General features: G+C 36.1%; 16 protein-coding genes. 2 read left to right on the forward strand and 14 right to left on the reverse strand.

What is annotated here, in order from left to right; translation table 11 throughout:
• Positions 1-11: 11 nt before the first annotated feature.
• The 9 genes from CBF30_RS09645 to CBF30_RS09685 form a co-directional block, all read right to left on the reverse strand.
• Positions 12-755, reverse strand: a complete 744-nt coding sequence (locus CBF30_RS09645) for an MBL fold metallo-hydrolase (RefSeq protein WP_126825926.1) — start codon at positions 753-755, stop codon at positions 12-14.
• Between the two features lie 129 nt (positions 756-884).
• A complete protein-coding gene (locus tag CBF30_RS09650; protein WP_126825929.1) occupies positions 885-1,970 on the reverse strand; it encodes a M42 family metallopeptidase in 1,086 nt (361 codons plus the stop codon).
• A gap of 155 nt (positions 1,971-2,125) precedes the next feature.
• Positions 2,126-3,412, reverse strand: a complete 1,287-nt coding sequence (dltD, locus tag CBF30_RS09655) for a D-alanyl-lipoteichoic acid biosynthesis protein DltD (RefSeq protein ID WP_126825932.1) — start codon at positions 3,410-3,412, stop codon at positions 2,126-2,128.
• The gene (gene dltC, locus CBF30_RS09660; RefSeq protein ID WP_126825935.1) at positions 3,409-3,648 is read right to left on the reverse strand and encodes a D-alanine--poly(phosphoribitol) ligase subunit DltC; all 240 of its coding nucleotides are present in this window, start codon (positions 3,646-3,648) and stop codon (positions 3,409-3,411) included. Before dltC ends, dltD begins: the two co-directional genes overlap by 4 nt.
• Positions 3,649-3,676: 28 nt before the next feature.
• The gene (dltB, locus tag CBF30_RS09665) at positions 3,677-4,879 is read right to left on the reverse strand and encodes a D-alanyl-lipoteichoic acid biosynthesis protein DltB (protein ID WP_126825938.1); all 1,203 of its coding nucleotides are present in this window, start codon (positions 4,877-4,879) and stop codon (positions 3,677-3,679) included.
• Entirely contained in the window at positions 4,876-6,393 is a 1,518-nt protein-coding gene (gene dltA, locus CBF30_RS09670) for a D-alanine--poly(phosphoribitol) ligase subunit DltA (protein ID WP_126826385.1), read from the reverse strand. The genes dltB and dltA overlap by 4 nt, the downstream gene beginning before the upstream one ends.
• A gap of 23 nt (positions 6,394-6,416) precedes the next feature.
• Positions 6,417-6,566 (reverse strand): teichoic acid D-Ala incorporation-associated protein DltX, encoded by a 150-nt coding sequence (locus CBF30_RS09675; protein ID WP_126825941.1) that lies wholly within the window; start codon positions 6,564-6,566, stop codon positions 6,417-6,419.
• 232 nt (positions 6,567-6,798) lie between these two features.
• Entirely contained in the window at positions 6,799-8,862 is a 2,064-nt protein-coding gene (locus CBF30_RS09680) for an FtsX-like permease family protein (RefSeq protein WP_170169004.1), read from the reverse strand.
• Positions 8,849-9,616, reverse strand: a complete 768-nt coding sequence (locus CBF30_RS09685) for an ABC transporter ATP-binding protein (protein ID WP_126825947.1) — start codon at positions 9,614-9,616, stop codon at positions 8,849-8,851. Before CBF30_RS09685 ends, CBF30_RS09680 begins: the two co-directional genes overlap by 14 nt.
• 201 nt (positions 9,617-9,817) lie before the next feature.
• On the opposite strand from CBF30_RS09685, the gene sapR reads away from it, so the two are divergent.
• Both sapR and CBF30_RS09695 read left to right on the forward strand, forming a co-directional pair.
• Positions 9,818-10,492, forward strand: coding sequence for a two-component system response regulator SapR (sapR, locus tag CBF30_RS09690; protein ID WP_126825950.1), 675 nt, complete (start codon positions 9,818-9,820; stop codon positions 10,490-10,492).
• A 15-nt stretch (positions 10,493-10,507) separates the two neighbouring features.
• Positions 10,508-11,551: a sensor histidine kinase gene (locus tag CBF30_RS09695; protein WP_126825953.1), complete on the forward strand. Its 1,044-nt coding sequence runs from the start codon at positions 10,508-10,510 to the stop codon at positions 11,549-11,551.
• Between the two features lie 68 nt (positions 11,552-11,619).
• Here the strand turns inward: CBF30_RS09695 and nrdG are convergent, their stop codons facing one another.
• The 5 genes from nrdG to CBF30_RS09720 form a co-directional block, all read right to left on the reverse strand.
• Positions 11,620-12,222: an anaerobic ribonucleoside-triphosphate reductase activating protein gene (gene nrdG / locus CBF30_RS09700; RefSeq protein ID WP_126825956.1), complete on the reverse strand. Its 603-nt coding sequence runs from the start codon at positions 12,220-12,222 to the stop codon at positions 11,620-11,622.
• Positions 12,223-12,266: 44 nt separating this feature from the next.
• A complete protein-coding gene (nrdD, locus tag CBF30_RS09705; protein ID WP_126825959.1) occupies positions 12,267-14,459 on the reverse strand; it encodes an anaerobic ribonucleoside-triphosphate reductase in 2,193 nt (730 codons plus the stop codon).
• Between the two features lie 218 nt (positions 14,460-14,677).
• On the reverse strand, positions 14,678-15,319 hold the full coding sequence (locus CBF30_RS09710; RefSeq protein ID WP_126825964.1) for a class C sortase: 642 nt from the start codon (positions 15,317-15,319) through the stop codon (positions 14,678-14,680).
• 4 nt (positions 15,320-15,323) lie between these two features.
• A complete protein-coding gene (locus CBF30_RS09715; protein WP_126825967.1) occupies positions 15,324-16,160 on the reverse strand; it encodes a class C sortase in 837 nt (278 codons plus the stop codon).
• An 81-nt stretch (positions 16,161-16,241) separates the two neighbouring features.
• Positions 16,242-17,927, reverse strand: coding sequence for a SpaH/EbpB family LPXTG-anchored major pilin (locus CBF30_RS09720; protein ID WP_126825970.1), 1,686 nt, complete (start codon positions 17,925-17,927; stop codon positions 16,242-16,244).
• Positions 17,928-17,937 lie beyond the last annotated feature (10 nt).

Below are 17,937 nucleotides of genomic sequence, written 5' to 3' on the forward strand. Positions count from 1 at the left end.
TTCTTCCTCCTTCAAATCTCTAAGACTAAGTGCGTATCGGCAAGAATCACCGGTATTTGATGTTGACTCGCTTCTTCCGCTTGGATTTTTAACAGCTGTAAATCACCGGTCTGAGGCAGATGTGTCAAAACCAACTTTTTTACATCTGCTGCATATGCGATTTCACCTGACTCTTTGGAGGTAAAATGCGCATGATGCTTTTCGTTTCCTTCAAACAAATACGTGTCGGCCATAAAGACATCCGCTTCTCTTGCAAATTCTTTGAAACCTTCTAAATAGCCAGAATCTCCAGTAAACACAAAAATTTTACCTGATTTTTTTTCTTTAAAGCGCATGGCAAAACAGGGTACAGGATGAATCGTTCTCATAAAAGTGATTTCAAACGGACCAACGGTTATGCAATCGGACTCTTTATAAGGATAGCCTTGAGAAATTCCTTTCATGGTTAAATCATTAAAATGAAAAGCATCTTCTGTATGACCATAAATAGGAAGGATTGGAACCTGTTGCTTCCCACGAGGCATCAACTGACGATAATATTGTAAAACCCCTAAATCTGCAATATGATCATGGTGATAATGGGAAAGAATTACTGCATCCAATGTGAGCGGATCTACTACTTTTTCCAGTGCTACTAATGAGGCGCTACCAGCATCTAATAATAGATGATACCCATCCGACTCTAATAAATACGAACTGGTTCCTTTATTTTGGTAAGGAAAGCCACCCAAATAACCTAAAACCGTAACTTTCATTTCTGTCATCCTTTCTTTTACATATACTTTAAGAGACAACTACAAGAAAAAGCAATAAAAAACGCTTTCCTATTAGCAGACACCGCTCGAACGCTAATTTTTAAAGATTTTTTTCATACAATTTTGTTTTTAGTCAAAAGAGCGTAATTCTGCTACAACCTCTTTATTTAATCTTTTAACAACCTCTGTCACAAGTCTAACCGTATTCAAATAATCCTCTTCATGAATAACGGAAGTATGGGAGTGTAAATAACGTGTTGCTACGGTAATTGCAAGTGAAGGAATCCCGTTCCTACTCAAATGTTGTTGACCTGCATCTGTCCCACCACCTGTAATAACTGTATATTGGAACGGGATATTTAGCTCCTCTGCAACACCAATCACAAAATCTCTCAGTTTACGATGAGGAATCATAGAAGCATCATAAATCAAAATCTGCGGTCCTTTTCCTAAAATTGAATCTGCTTCTTTTTGGGTCATCACTGGTGTATCTCCTGCTGTTCCAGTATCTAGTGCAAAGGCAATATCAGGATTGACCATATGGGTACTTGTTCGAGCACCACGTAAGCCAACTTCTTCTTGAACATTGCTTCCCGCGTATAAAGTATTCGGATGCCCTTCTTTCGCTAAATTTTCTAAAACTCTCAGTGATATAGCCGTACCAATACGGTTATCCCAAGCTTTAGCTAATAGATACTTTGAACCATTCAAACGTCTATATTCAATAGATGGGGTGATCATATCACCTGGTTTTATCCCCCACTTTGCTGCTTCATTTTTGCTGGTCGCACCAATATCAATAAACATGTCCGCAATATCATACGGTTTTTTTCGTGCTTCTACTGAAAGAACATGTGGCGGCTTTGATCCGATGACTCCATGAATAATTTCACCTGCACTGGTCTTGATTTCAACCTGTTGAGCAAGCATGACTTGTCCCCACCAACCTCCAAGTGTTTGAAATTTTATAAATCCTTGTTCTGTGATATTGGTTACCATAAAGCCAACTTCATCCATATGTCCCGCAATTAAAATAGCAGGTTCATCAGGCTTGCCACTACTTTTAGCCATGACGCTGCCTAATCCATCGTAGAGGACTTCATCAGCAAAAGGTCGTGCATATGAGACAAAAAGTTGCCGAACTTCCTCCTCATTCCCTGGTACTGCTTTTGCAGCTGTTAATTTTTTTAAAAGTAATTCTTCTTTTTCCTCCACCAAATTCACTCCCTCAATTACTTGTCCAAGTTATTATAGCACTTTTTTTTTACTAAAAAAAAGAAATAAGGTATGAAACAAAAGTAAAAGCTTACTTTCATTTCACACCTTAGATTGCGACAAATACTCGCAACTAATACTTCCAGCCACACCGTTTAGTTATCAGAATTAGAGGTTAGCGTTTCTGGATTTTTCATTTGCCACTCTTTAGATAAATAATACGATTTGATTGTGTATTGAGGCGTAGTCTTTGCCTTTTGACTAAGAAATGGATTGATTTGTTTGTCTAATGTCAACCAGCCACGCCAGCCTAAATGAATCGTATCATTCATAAAGTATTTTGAATCCTTATACTGGTGTAAATCAGCGACGTTATTAAACCCTTGGTCATTTAGCTGTGTTTTAATTTTAGTTGCAAATTGATCCAGCATCTCTTGCGAAAGTCCCGTATAATCAGACCACTTCCCATTCACTGGAGGGATAACGAATAACACATCCATTTTTAACTTAGCAAACTCATCTAATACTAATTGAAAATCTGCAAATTCTTTAGAGTAGCGATAGTCATAGTCCGCTTGAGAATTTTTCAAAGAATTTTCAATTGGTTCAATCCGTTTCGAATAGAAGCTATTATTTAGCTCGTAAGGATTGTTGTTTGCTAGTTTTTTCCCTTGAGCATACGCTAACATATCTAACTTATCAAAATTATACGTAGTAGGTAAAGCCTTCATAGATTTCCGAATTTCGTTTTGCTTGCTAATTAAGCCTAAGCGGCCAAACAAGTCATCTTCACGACTGAAGATGTTCAGCTTTAGCGCACATTCATCCTTTTGGCTTTCCGTTAGCTCTTCTCCGTTTTTCACTTGCTCCATCATTGTCTTTAGCGATGTATCTTGATTTACGCTAGAAAACGTTAGCAGTCTTTCTGCGTAATAAGAAGCATTTTTATCCACCTGTTTTAGATTTAATAACCATTGATAGGTTTGTAATGGCGAAAAGTAAAGCGAAAACATTTCTTTTTTTATGCCTTTTTTTACAAACCATTGTGGTGAAATGACAAAAACCGCTTTTTTCCCTTTCAGCTCTGAGCCCATAGAGCTAAGCATCGAAAATTGGGACAATGACTGCGTACCCGCAGCCCCTAATAAGAAGGGGCGATAATTTCTGTGATACTTTTGCGCCAAGACAGACGGGTGAAACGAGTCAATCCGACTCAATTCTGATGAGCCGAAAAATGGCACATATTTTTCACTTTGCATAGCTTCATTTTTTATAATATTTCCTTTAATCACATTAATAGACATCGATGTAGCAGCTTTTTCTAGTGTATCAGAACTAACTGTGTTTCCAATTTTTGTTGGAGAAAACAAGATAATCACTAGAATGACCACAGCCAGCACAAACGGTCCTAATGCACTAAAGATTTTTTTAGCAAAACTCATGATTGTAAAGCTTCAACTTGGTTGATAATTTTTTGTGGTGTTGCCCACTCTACGCGGTCAAATTCTGAGACAGGCACATTAACTTCGCACTTGCTTTCAAGTTCAATTAAAAGTTGAACGGTTCCAAGGGAATCCAGTAACCCTTCTTCAAAAATGTCTACATCTAAATTATCTTTCACTTCATCTGTTCCAGTAAGTTCTTCTAATATGTCTAATACGATTTCTTTTGTGTTCATTTGGCTCAACCTTTCTTTTATCCATAAATTATCTCATTGGAAATCCAATCAACGTTCCTATAAATCCTGAAAAAATCAAAAAACTAAAACAAACAGCATGGAACGTAATAAAAATAGCAAATGCCTGTGTAAACTTATTACTTGGAATTTGTTCTTTGTGTTTTTTCTTAAATCGTAACCAAGCATCATTGATGCAAATCAGTAGCGCATGGTACAAACCATATACAATATAATACCACGTTAGCCCATGCCAAACACCCATCAATAAGAATAAGGCAAAGTACCCTACGTTAGAGGTCGTGATCCGACTCTTAAATACTTTTTTCTTCATAAGAGTAAACATCAAGCGCATATACACATAATCTCTAAACCAAAAAGAAAGTGACATGTGCCATCTATTCCAAAATTCTTTAATATTTGGGCTTAAAAACGGCTTATTGAAGTTAATAGGTGTCTCATAACCCATCAAGTAGCTTGTTCCTACTGCAAATAAACTATACCCTGCAAAATCAAAAAATAGATACAAACTATAAACATACATGTAAGCTAAAACACCTAGTGAAACACCACCTTGATTGATGGCAAACTCTTTGACATACGGCAAGAGCTGGGCGCCTAAAATGTAGCCTAATATATATTTGTACAGGCATCCTAGGAAAATATTGTGGATTCCTTTGCTTAACAGTTCAAAATATTTATTTTGAGTGGGAGCAGTTGTCAACTCTTTTTCAAAGCGACGGTACCGATCAATCGGCCCCGAAGAAATTGTTGGAAAAAAGATTAAAAATTGAATGTAACGTCCAATATGAAATTCCTTGATAATTCCATCACGAATCTCCATAATCATTTGCACTGCTTTAAATGTCAGATATGAAATGCCCAAAAACCCAATAAATGTTGGATTAATTTGCCAAATAGGTGCAACCTTTACAATAACTAATGGTGCAATCCCAGCAAGCACTGTACCATAAAAGACCCAAGAATTATTTTTCTTTTGCCTATAGCGGAAATACGCCGCTCCAAGTAGCACTTGCCAAACAACATATAAAATAATCGCAATTCCTTGGAAACGATTCACTCCGCCAAAACTAATGTAAAGAAAGAAGAGTGTCACTAAATTTTGATACCAAATGATCCTTTTTCCTCTTAATAACTGAATAATAATTGGAATAAACGCAATGGCAATATAGATAAAATAAACAGGTGATTCATAAGGTGTTAAAAATTTCATCCAGAATTCACCTCATTGATCAAACCTTTACGATCAATTTTGCCATTTTGAGTCATTGGCAAACTTTCTACATAAACAAATTTTTGAGGAATCATATAGTCCATAACTGTTTCAAGTAACTCCGCTTTTATGGCTTTTGTCAATTGATAGTCTTTTTCAAAAGAATTAGCATGTGGTACTACAAATGCAACTAGTTGTTGTACTTTATGTTCCTGATACTTTGGTACGACCACCGCTGCTTTTACATAGGATACTTCTGCCAAGTGATGATCGACGTCTTCCAACTCAATGCGGTACCCATGTAGTTTGACTTGAAAGTCCATTCTTCCTTTGTAGTAAAGCAGCTCTTCTTTTAATACTCCCGCATCACCAGTCCGGTATGCAGGTTGTCCGTCCAAGCTAAAGAATGCTTCCGCTGTTTTTTTGGGGTTGTTAAGATAACCTTTTGAAACACTTGGACCAGAAATAATAATTTCACCAATTTCGCCTTCTGGAAGTAGCTCTCCTGCTTCACTCATAATCGAAATCTTTGTATCACTTTTAACTTTTCCGATAGGTAAGCGACTATTTTCTTCCAAGACAGAAGGGGTAATTTTAACAGAAGTAACCGCTACGGTGGCTTCTGTCGGACCATACGTATTATAAATTTGAGCTTTCGGGAAACGATTTAACAGCTTTTCAGCCGTAGTTGGAGTTAATTCTTCCCCACAAAATAGAAAGTGGGTGATTGAAGTCATAGTTTCACCACTAAAGCGTGGATCCATCAAACAAATATCCGCAAAAGAAGGGGTTGAAACCCACACATTGAGATTCAACTCCGGTAACACTGTAAATAATTGCTTAAAATCATTGATTACTGATTTTTCTAATGGAGCTAAAGACCCGCCTGATAAAAGCGCTGGATATACATCCATCACGGATAAATCAAACGAATATGGTGCTTGGGATAAAAATCTTGCTGCTCTAGGCAAATGAAAATCTGCTAGCATCCAATGGGTATAACTTCCAAGATTATCATGGCTAATTTGTACGCCTTTAGGAACACCTGTTGTCCCTGAAGTGAAAATAATATAAAAATTTCCTTCTTTTTTTACATAATGCTCTGATCCCCATTCATTTGGACCTTGCGTCATTTTTTTAATGGCTGTTCGAGTGAAAATATTTTTTCGTTCTTTTCTTAACGGCCATTCTTCTAGTGACAGGATGGCAGAATAGTCTGCTGCTTTGGCAATCAGCTCCACTCTATCAGACGGTGTGTGTGCATCAATTGGGATGTACGCATGTCCGGATTTGACACATCCAAGAAAACAAATCAACATTTCAAACTCTAATCCACCAAAAACAATCACTGGATTTTTATCTGGACATTGCTCATGTAGTTTTCTTGCCACAGCATCAGAACAATCTTTCAGCTCTCTATAAGTATAGCTTCGCTCATTGTTTTCAAAACAGATACGATTTGGATCCGTAATCGCCCAATAATCAATCTGTTCAATGATTGAATTATTCTTCATACATTTTCTCATATTTTTACTCCTTAAAATTCATTGTAAATAAATTTAGACCCACCTACATGGCTAAAATGATAGAGATAAACTAGGGCTAGTAATATAACTAGATAAAAGACTGTTTTTCCGGCAAAGCCTCCCCAGAATACTAGTTTGTCATTTTTTAGTAATTTTTTCATTTTCAAGATCCCCCTATCTTTAAAATGTTCATCTAAATTCTACCTTATTGTCTTAGCTTTATAACTAGGACTTACGACGTATTTTTTCTCTTTCTCATTGAATAACCTTATTATAAACGTCTACAAAGCTCTTCTCTACAACAATTACTTACAATTTTCCACTCTCATCTAACAGTTTTGTCACATAAAGCCTTTTCACACAAAATTAGCGCATAAACTTTCATTTAATACGCTAATTTTTCTCAATAATACTGACGTACATCCGAACTGTAACAAAGTAATACAAGGTATATAAGACAAGCAGCAACCCACAGGATAAGTATACAAGCATATAACTAATAGTTGGATAGAGCATCGTGAGTAATTTTAGAGCAAATACCGCATCTAAAACAGCAATAACCATCGGTGCAAAGAATATAACCAGCATCTGCTGTGAAATACTTCTTTTAATGATTTTATTTGAGACACCTAGCTTCCTCAATACTTGATAGGTCTCCCTTTCTTCCTCAGCCTCTGAAAGCTGTTTCAGCATAATAATTGTTGCTGTTGCTATCATGAATACAATCCCTAAGAACAACGAAATATATACCAAAATTCCACTACTAGACTGCATGCTTCTAAGCGTAGGATAACGTATTCGGTAGCTAGAACGCGTGTACACTGTTCCCTTAACCGTATTTAATTCATTTTTTGTCCCACTTTGAATGTTCCCCACGACCTGTTTGTCTTTTATCTGTAATGTAGAAACAAGACTAACTTGTTGATTAGAAATGGTGTCTGTAATCTTCTTCACCAAGTCTCGACTATGGTTTTCGTCTGTTATATTAAATTGAGTTAAGCTAAAAGCATTTGCTCCATTCAAATGTGTGTAAAGAGCATCACTCACGACAAACACAGAATTGCTAAATCCCAAAAATTCTGAGTCAAACAAAAAGTTTTGCTGTGTATCACTTCTTTTGATCTCTATAGGATGCTGGTCCATTATTTGTACTGTTTCGTCCGTACTGATATTTTTAATTTTGGTAAAAGCTCTAGGGAGATTGGTCAACTCCACAAAGTGATTCCATTGCTTCAAATGAATGGTTCTTAATTTTTTTTTCCCTCGTTTGGCCTGATTGTAATTAGACTCGGATATCACGGATACCAATGAATTGCTATCCCCAAATATATTAGAATTCACAGTCACTCCTGCTACTTTAAGTTTAAGCGTACTTACCTCTTCAATATCGTGAGCAACTTCCATTCCCGTGATGACTTTTTCCACTTTGGGATACAGATTGGAAGAAACCGTATAGGCAGTTGGTGCAGCCATTTCGACCTGTGTAATCCCGTAGCTATAAGCCGCTGCGGAGGTTCCAATGTACGTCAAAGCAGTCCCACAAAGCGTGGCAATCGTTGCCAAGGTTGTAGCATTTTTACGCAGATGAACTTTCATATTGCTGATGCTAATCATAGCTAAATTACTGTAATAAATTGACGATATATTTTCAAAGATCTCCAAGATAATCCGAATAAAATTGTGAAAAAATAGGTAGGTTCCTAGCACACATGCACTCAGAATATAGATTGGAACACCAATCATAAAGAAAACTGCTTGATTGTCATCTTGAATCATAAATACAAGTTGAAAAAAATTGTTTGCAATAAGATACCCTGAAATAAGCAACAAAACACCTAAAATCCCAAAAAACCAGGTGAAAAAGCCAATCTTTTTATAGCGATTTTTACTTTTTTCTCCGTGAAACAATCCTACCAGTTTATTTTTATAAACCGTTCGAACATTTTTCATTGAAACCAATACTAAAATAGTCAAAAAAATGAGGCACGTACGCAGAATTGCTATAGGAGAAAACAAGATTCCCCCGGCTATCTCTAGATTCATCGATTTAATCAGAACCATTGAAAATAGCTTTGAAAATAAAATTCCCATAAGCAAGCCTATGCCCAAACTGGCTAAGCCAATCACAAAATTTTCAAAGAAAAAGAGCAAGCCAATTTGGAGCTTTCGCATTCCAAGTATCTGGTACAACCCCATTTCTTTGCGCCTTTGCTTCATAAAAAAGTTGTTTGCGGTAATCATAAAAACAATAATAAACAGAATAATGATAATCAATGAACTTTTGAGCGCAGAACCAATTCGTTGATCCGCAATGGACTTGTTCACAAGATGCTTGTCCACACTCATCGCCGCAAAACTATAATAAACCATTACTGAAAAAGACATGCTTGCAAGATAAAGAATATAAGCTCTTGATTTAGATCGAATGTTTTTCTTTGCTAAATCAAATAATCTCATGTTCGACTCCTCCTCCAATTGCCGCTTGCATTTCAATAATTTTCGCAAAAAACTCTTTGCGTGTCCCATTTCTGACAATTTCAGAGAAAATCTCTCCATCTTTTATAAACAAAATCCGCTGACAATAGCTTGCTGTAAAAGCATCATGCGTCACCATTGCAATGGTCACTTGCTCTTCTTGATTCATCTTGACCAAATGTTGTAGGAGCTCTGTCGCAGATTTTGAATCAAGAGATCCTGTTGGTTCATCTGCAAAAATCAGCTGTGGATGAACAATGAGTGCCCTAGCTGCTGCGACTCTTTGTCTTTGTCCCACCGAGATTTCTTCCGGAAATTTTTTCAACAAATGATGAATACCCAAATTTTTGGTGACGTGCTCTAGACGTTGAAACATCTCTTTACTTTTCTTTCTATCTAGGGCAAGTGGCAACAAAATATTATCTTGAACATTCAAGGCATCCATCAAATTAAAGTCTTGAAAAATAAACCCTAGTTCTTTTCTCCTGAACTCACTCATCTTGCGGTCTTTCATCTTGGATAAATCAATCCCACTAATCTTGATACTCCCTGATGTCGGTTTATCAATACTTGACATCAAATTCAGTAACGTCGTCTTTCCCGCACCACTTGGTCCCATAATTCCAAGAAAGTCACCCTTATCAACTGTGAACGAAATATTTTCTAGCGCTCGATATTGGCTCACTTTCCGTCCATATATTTTCGATATATTTTCTACTTCAATTATTTTTTTCAATTAGGCTTCATCCTCTCCTATCTTATTTATTGTACCAACTTTTTTTCTTAGATAACATGCAAAATACTTACAATTTAAATGGTAAGCTTACAAAACTGTCACTTTCTATTAAAAAAAAAGACAAAACTTACCAATTGTATTGGTTTTTTCGAGTGAATTTTGTTACGATATCCATATAATGTCTGGGGGTAGGAGTGAAAAATGTTTAAAATTATGATTGTGGAAGATGAGCAAACCATTCGCGAAGTACTCAGCGAATCGTTACAAAAATGGAAGTTTGAAACCGTTGAAATTACTGATTTTCAAAATGTTTTAAAAACTTTCGTAAGTGAACAGCCTCACCTAGTATTACTAGATATTAATCTACCTGTTTTTGATGGTTTTTACTGGTGTCAGCAAATTCGTGAAAGTTCTAAGGTCCCAATTATCTTTATTTCTAGCCGTAATACCAATATGGATATGATTATGGCTATGAACATGGGTGGAGATGATTTTATCAACAAACCATTTTCTATCGATATCCTAATTGCCAAAATCAATGCTCTACTAAGAAGGACTTACAATTATATCGAGCGCTCCAATGAAGTAATGGAACATAATGGTATTTTACTAAATGTTGAAAATAGCAGTATGCAAATCAATGATGAAATTATTGATTTAAGTAAAAATGAATACAAACTACTTTTCCATCTTATGAAAAACCATGGCAAAATTTTAAGTCGTGAAAAACTTTTACGCGCCTTGTGGGATGATGAACGTTTCGTAGATGACAATACTTTAACAGTAAATATTAACCGTTTAAGGAAAAAAATTGAAAACGCCGGCATCCATAATTATATCGAAACAAAAATCGGCCAAGGATATATTGTGCCTTAGAAAGGAAGCTAAAAAATGTCATTTTTGCACTATTTAAAAGACCAAGCTACTATGATTATTTTTTGGCTAATCTGCATTTTCTTAACGGTCTTAATTTTCTGGTTAACGCCTGATTTTTCCCTACCATTTACCTCTTTACTCTACATTTTTCTATTACAATTTGCTTTTCTTGTGGCTTTCTTAACTTTTTCTTACATAAAACGTTATCCTTGGTGGAAAACTCTTGGAAATGAACAGGTAGAAAAAGAAATTTCTATTTTACCACTCAATGTTGCCGTAACCAATGAACAAAAACTAGCTCAGCAAACGATCAATGATCTCATAGATAAACATCATAGCAGCTTAGAAACTATTTTACATGCACAACAAGAGCAAAAAGATTTTATTGACAGCTGGGTCCACGAGATTAAAGTGCCACTCGCAGCAATTCAGCTGATAATTGAAAATATTTCAGATGACATCCCTGAAAAAAATCTATACCAACTTGAAAATGATTTGCAAAAAATTAATAGTTATGTGGAACAAGTCCTTTATTTTTCTAGGCTAGATAGTTTTTCTAAAGATTATTTAATTCAGGAACACTCTTTAAAATCCATCATTTACCCGACCATCAGACAGTCCGCAAACTACTTTATTCAACATCAACTCCATTATTCCGTGTCTGGAGAGGATTATGAGGTGTTAACAGATCCAAAGTGGCTTGCTTTTATCTTAGAACAAATTATTAGCAATGCTATTAAATATACTGAAGACGGTGGTTCTATTACTTTTGATATCTCAAAAAATGAACGTGGAGTTTGGCTTGCCATTCAAGATACTGGGATTGGGATCCCCTTAGAGGACCAACGGCGAATTTTTGATAAAGGATTTACTGGTCAAAACGGGCGAAATTTGAATCAACATGCGACTGGCTTAGGCTTATATTTAGCAAGAAATTTAGCTGGAAAGCTAGGTCATAGTATCTATGTCGACTCCGAAGTTGGAACAGGAACCACTATTCGCATTCTCTTCCCTTTCTTAACTTATTACACCGAGGCAGATGAAGAAAGCTTATTATAGACGTTATTCTCCAATAAAGCAGTAAAGACTTGAAAAAAACTAGTCATTCGTTTTTTTCAAGTCTTTTTTTAGATGAGTTTATTTTTTGCTATCTGCTCATAACTTTCCTGTGCATCTGTACATCTAGTCCAAAAAATAGCTTTATTTTGGGCTAATGACTCTGGGACATCCAAGATTCTCTGATTCGAACTGCCCCTAAATTGTAAATTTAAATTTCGTTTACTTAGCTCAAAACGACCATCTACAAGTACGTCTAGTTCCCCTAGCAACTTTTTTTTATCTTCCGTATCTAAAAGCAATTCCTCAAACGTGTATCCCGACCAAGACCAAATGTCTTTTGTGTGCCCAAACTCTTGGCGGATACGGCGAACTAGTTGCAAACATACCTTTGTATTTAAAAAGGGTTCTCCTCCAAGCAATGTCAATCCTTGAACATATGATTGACTCAAATCTTTGATAATCCTATCTTCCAATTCTTTAGTATAAGGTTTCCCGTATTTGAAATTTTGAACTGCTTTATTGAAGCACCCCTCACAAGCAAACAAACAACCACTCACATAAATGCTACAACGAACACCTTCCCCATCAACAAAGTTAAAAGGTTTGTAATCTGCGATATAGTCATGACTGTAATCTTTAGCGACCCATTCTTTAGGTTTTGGATTACGCACATTTTCGCCTTCTTTCTATTTATCACCAGTGATTCCAACGAACCTTATTTCATGTGTTTTTTTCTAGAAGAGATTTCTTGATGACGACCATGGACCATTGGACGTGCCTGTGGATTCCCAAGATATCCACAGGTTCTTTTGACAACATCACAAGTTTTAGGATCATCATTGCCACAACTTGGGCATTTAAAACCGCGTTCAGTTGGTTCAAAATCGCCATCATATCCACAATCATAACAATGATCAATCGGAGTGTTGGTTCCTAAATACCCAATTTTATCGTAGGCAAAATCCCAAACAGCTTCCAAAGCTTTAGGATTTTGTTGCAAGACTGGATATTCACAATAATGTATGAAGCCTCCCGAACAATACTTTGGATACTCTTGTTCGAACGCTAGTTTTTCAAAAGGGGTTGGGTTTTTTCTAACATCATAATGGAAACTATTTGTGTAATATTCTTTATCTGTGATGTTTTCAACACAACCAAATTTTTCAGTATCTAAACGGCAAAAGCGATCAGTCAAACTTTCACTCGGTGTTGAATAAAGACTATAGTGGTAGCCTGACTCTTCCCCCCAAAGATCTGTATGTTCTTTCATATCTTTCAAAATATCTAAAGTAAATTGTTTTGCCTCAGGGTTGGTTTCCCATTCACCACCATAAAAGACAGAGGCAACTTCATATAAACCGATGTAACCTAAAGAAACTGTTGCGCGTTTATTTTTAAATAATTCATCTACAGAGTCTGTTTTTGAGAGCCTCTTTCCAAAAGCACCGTTCATATAAAGAATCGGAGCATTGGCAGGCGTCGCTTCTTTGCAGCGTTTCACCCGATAAGCTAAGGCATCTTTGGCTATTTGTAATCGTTCTTCTAAAATTTTCCAGAATTTTTCTTTGTCTCCTTGCGATTCCATCGCAATTCTTGGTAGGTTGACAGTGACCACACCTAGATTCATACGGCCAACATTCACTTCTTCGCCTGCTTCATTTTTCCAACCTTGCAAGAAAGAGCGACATCCCATCGGAACTTTAAAACTCCCAGTAATTTCAACAAGTTTATCGTAATTTAAAATATCTGGATACATTCTTTTTGTTGCACATTCTAAAGCCAGTTTTTTGATATCGTAATTAGGATCTTCTGGTGCAAGATTGACACCTTTTTTCAAAGTAAAAATCAATTTTGGAAAAATAGCTGTTCGTTTTTCACTACCTAATCCTTGAATTCTAATTTGTAGGATTGCTTTTTGAATTTCTCGTTCAAACCAATCTTCTCCTAAACCAAATCCAAGAGAGGTAAAGGGAGTTTGTCCATTTGAAGTAAACAATGTGTTAATCTCATACTCTAAGCTTTGCATTGCATCATAGATATCTTTTTGAGTTTTTGCTTTAGCAAACTCATCATGTTTTTTAGTATCTTCAATCCAGTTTTTGGCATCTTTTAAGTGTTTTTCATAATTTAATTTAGCAAAAGGCGCCAGTAACTCGTCGACCCGATCAGCCGAACATCCCCCGTATTGACTTGACGCTACATTGGCAATAATTTGTGAAATTTGAGCAGTAGCAGTCTGAATCGACTTGGGTGGTTCAACTTCTGCATTTCCAATATTAAAGCCGTTATTTAGCATTCTTTTAAAGTCAATCAGACAGCAATTGGTCATCGGTGTATAGGGGTGATAATCCAAATCATGGTAATGAATATCGCCTTTTTGATGGGCATTGGCTACATGTGGTGGAAGTAATTTCAGACCAATTGATTTTCCGACAATCCCTGCTGTCAGGTCTCGTTGTGTATTGAAAACGTCGCTATCTTTGTTCGCATTTTCATTTACTACTGCTTGATCTTTGTCCATCAGCTTTCCAATCGTAACATTGATATCCGTTGCTTCACTACGTGCAAAATCACGTTGTGTTCGATACTTTATATATTCTTGTGCCAGAGCATGTTCTTTTTGTTCCAGTAAAATATGTTCCACCACATTTTGAATCTCATAAATTTTGATGTCTTCGTGAAAGCGGTGCTCAATCTCATTCGATATTTTTTTCACAATCGATTGAATGTGCTCACTCGTCGCTAATTCTGAAGATAATTGAATCGTTTCGGCCGCTTTAAACAAAGCTGCATAGATTTTTTGTGCATCAAAGTTTACTTTGCGTCCATCTCTTTTGATTACTTTCAATGTGTGTAAAGGTGAATTGGCTTGTATGATAAAGTCAACTTTTGGTTCAGTTTTTAACATAGATGTCCTCTCCTTTTGTTTCTACCTATTCATTCTAATAGATAAACTTATTTTTTTCAACTATATATTGTGTTAGATAACATACAAAACGAATATACATCACTATATATAGTGTATATTTTTTAACCTTTTTCCTATTCTATCACGTTTTTCTTTTGTGATTTTTTGTATATTCTGTATGAAATATCAAAAAAAAAATAAAGTCTTTTCAAAAGACTTTATTTTTCAACTCGTTCTCCAATCACAATAATACGGTAATGTTTAGAATCAACGTAAGGACAAGTCAACAGTGTCACCAAATCACGATTGGGCTGAATATTTAAATATTCCACCTCGGTCACCTTAATTTTCCGCTTGTCCACTACTTTGTAGGTCAACTTACCAACTGGAGAATGAATATAAAAATAATCTTGTGGCTCCAATTCATGTATTCGTGAAAATAATTCTTTATTAGCATATCCAGTATGACCAGCTAAAACAGCATGTGTGCCTTTGCCACCAATTGGATAAGAGGTGCCTTCAATTTGGGCTGCCCCTTTCATCAGATGCTTCTCAGAAGCCCCTAAGTAGATTGGCAAATTCATCTTAATTGCAGGAATTTCAATACTTGCAAAAATCGTATCGCTACTATCACTCCCATCAACTGTCGTAAAAGGATCATCAATTCTAGCAGTAGCACTTTGCAATTGTTTATTGTATTGCTGATATTCTTGAACTTTTTTTGCACTTGGCGCTTTTTTTTGTAAAAAGTTCGCTACTACTTGATTCATTTTATATTGATCATAATACTTTGCAAGTGGAGGAAAAAGTAAGCACAATAAACCGATGCCAAACAATAAGTAGACTATTTTTCTCTTCATTGTCCTACTCCTTTACTTTGCGTTTCCGACGTTTCCACCCTAATAATAAAAATAAAACTAGCAGCACTATGATCACACCGAGGAATACATAAACTCCTTGCCAAATTGGATTTTGTTTTGTTTTTGTCAATTGTTTCTTTTCCGCTTTTGTAGGATGATACGCTACTCTATGACCTCTTACCAATAATCGATGTGAGTTGATCATATACGGGTCACATGTTACAAGCGTGACATAGTCTTTCTGATTATCTATAGCAAGCGCGTCTGTTTCATCTGGCAAAACAACAAGTATTTGATCCACTTCATAAGCTAATGTATTATCTAACGTATGAATGTAAAATTTATCCCCTATTTTTAGTTTATTCAAATAGCGAAACATCGTTGCAGAAGGCAAGCCCCGATGTCCGGTAAGTACTGCATGTGTCCCAACACCCCCAACTGGCAGTGAGGAATTAGGTAAGTGCCCTACTCCCTTTGATAAAACCACATCATCAGAACCATGAAAAATAGGCAATTCAACCTCAATTTTTGGAATCGTAATGTATCCCATTGCCGACCCTGCATTTAAAATACTTCCATAGCTCGCAATTTTATCAGCTTGTTTTTTCTTACCAAATGGATCTGAAACTGGAGCCGCTTGTTCTGTTAGTTTTTTATTATATGCTTGTGCTTCCTCTTTTTTCTTGCTGAGTGCTTTTTTATCCAAATCCTTCACTTGCTTCTGATAGCTTTCCACCACATTATAATGGACAATATTGTTCAGATAGTTCGTGACAATTGGAAATAAAAAAATACCTAAACCTAAAATAAACAGTCCGCTAATACAAATCTTTTTCCACATATTCTCATCCTTATTTTGATAAAAAAGCTGGGAAGTACTTCATACCTTCCCAACCTCTTTATTTCTATCTTTTAGCTTAAATTAAGCATTTTTCTTTTTATCTTTAACTAGTACCCATAGTGCCACGCCCATTAAAGAAACACCCAGAACAGTGAAAAGAATCGTTCCGATTCCACCAGTTTGTGGAATTTGTCCTTTTGGTACATTGGCTACATTAATAGTTTGTGAAACTTTCTCACTATCGTTAACAGTAAATTCAATTGGTTTTGCAAGTAAATTATATCCTTTTGGCGCTTTCGTTTCAACTAAGCGATAATTTCCAGAGACAAGTTTATCCCAATTTAATTGACCATTTTCTGGTGTCGTTTTTTCTGATCCTTCGATGGTTACCCAGTTTCCGTCTTTATCTTGCTTTTCTAAATGGAACGTAGCACCCTCTAAAGTCTTAGAAGTATCGCCTGCTTTGTATTTAACAATCGCTACTTTTCCTTCTTTAACCTTTGTCTCAGTTGGTTTTGATTCTTTGCTGCTATCTTCACCTTTATTGTTGTCATAATCCACTACGGCAGTATTGGGAATTATTTGATCTTGTGACGCAGTAGTATTTACGACTGCTGAAAATGTCAATACAAGTTTGTCTGTTGCAGCTAATTTCTTAATACCTGAAGCTGTTAGCGCTACTTTGATTTGTGAACCACCTTGTCCATCCGCTGGCTCAAGTGTATAATCCGTTCCTTTTTCAAGTGAAGCTCCTTGTGAACCATCTGCTTTTTCAATCGCAACTTTTGCAGTGTCTGGTGTATAAGTCAAACGTGAATCAAGGTTATCATGTAACCCAAATTTTGTGTAATCTGCGATATCTGTAGGTGCTGTTGTTGTTAATTTAAAGTCAACTGTTTCCCCAATCAACGTTGTTGTACTTTTTCCGTAAGTCGTTTCATTTACATCTTTTTGTGCTTTGTCTACATCTGGTACTTTGTAATCTTGTAAAGAAACACTTACTAAATCGGGTTGTGTGTTGTCTGTTGTTTCTTTAATCTCAAAAGGTACTTTTGTATTATTCAATGCGTAGCCGTCTGGTGCTGCTGTTTCTTGGAAATAATACTTTCCGTAAGGTAGTCCTTCAATTTTTACTTTTCCGTTTTCAGTCGTATAAGTTGTATCATTTACTGCTGTACCATCTTCTTTAAAAAGTTTGAATTTAGCGCCGTTCAATGCTTGTGCGTCACTACCTTCACCTTTTTTAGTCAATTCTACAGAACCACGTACTGGCGTGTTCTTTGGATAAACATGAACGTCATAAATTTCACTTGTTCCATCTGTACTTGTAAGTGGAACATCAATTGTGTAGACTTGCTTATCAATAATGTTACCTGGTGCAGAAACTTCAACCAATTGATAGCGTCCAAGTTCTAGATTTGTGAAAGAATAATTTCCATCATTATCTGTCACACCAGTCGTTGAAGCTCCATTAGTAACAGCTTCAAGCTCACCTGTAGTTGCATTTAAGCGATGCGTCTGTGTCAATTTAAATGTAACACCTGATAAAGGTTTGGCCCCTTGGGGTACCGTTTGATTTCCTAGCCCTGTTCCATCACTATATAAAGATTTGTCTTCTTGATTTTGTGCATTTTCATAAGAAAATTTGTGTACATTCACTGAGCCTTTTTGCGCAAAGTTTACTGTAGCGCTTGCTGATGTTGTTCCTACAACTGCTCCGAACAAAACAAATAGTACCGCGCTAATTTTTAATAAATAATTTTTCAACTTAATCCCT

It is taken from the genome of Vagococcus entomophilus (genome assembly GCF_003987595.1).
GTDB lineage: Bacteria > Bacillota > Bacilli > Lactobacillales > Vagococcaceae > Vagococcus_E > Vagococcus_E entomophilus.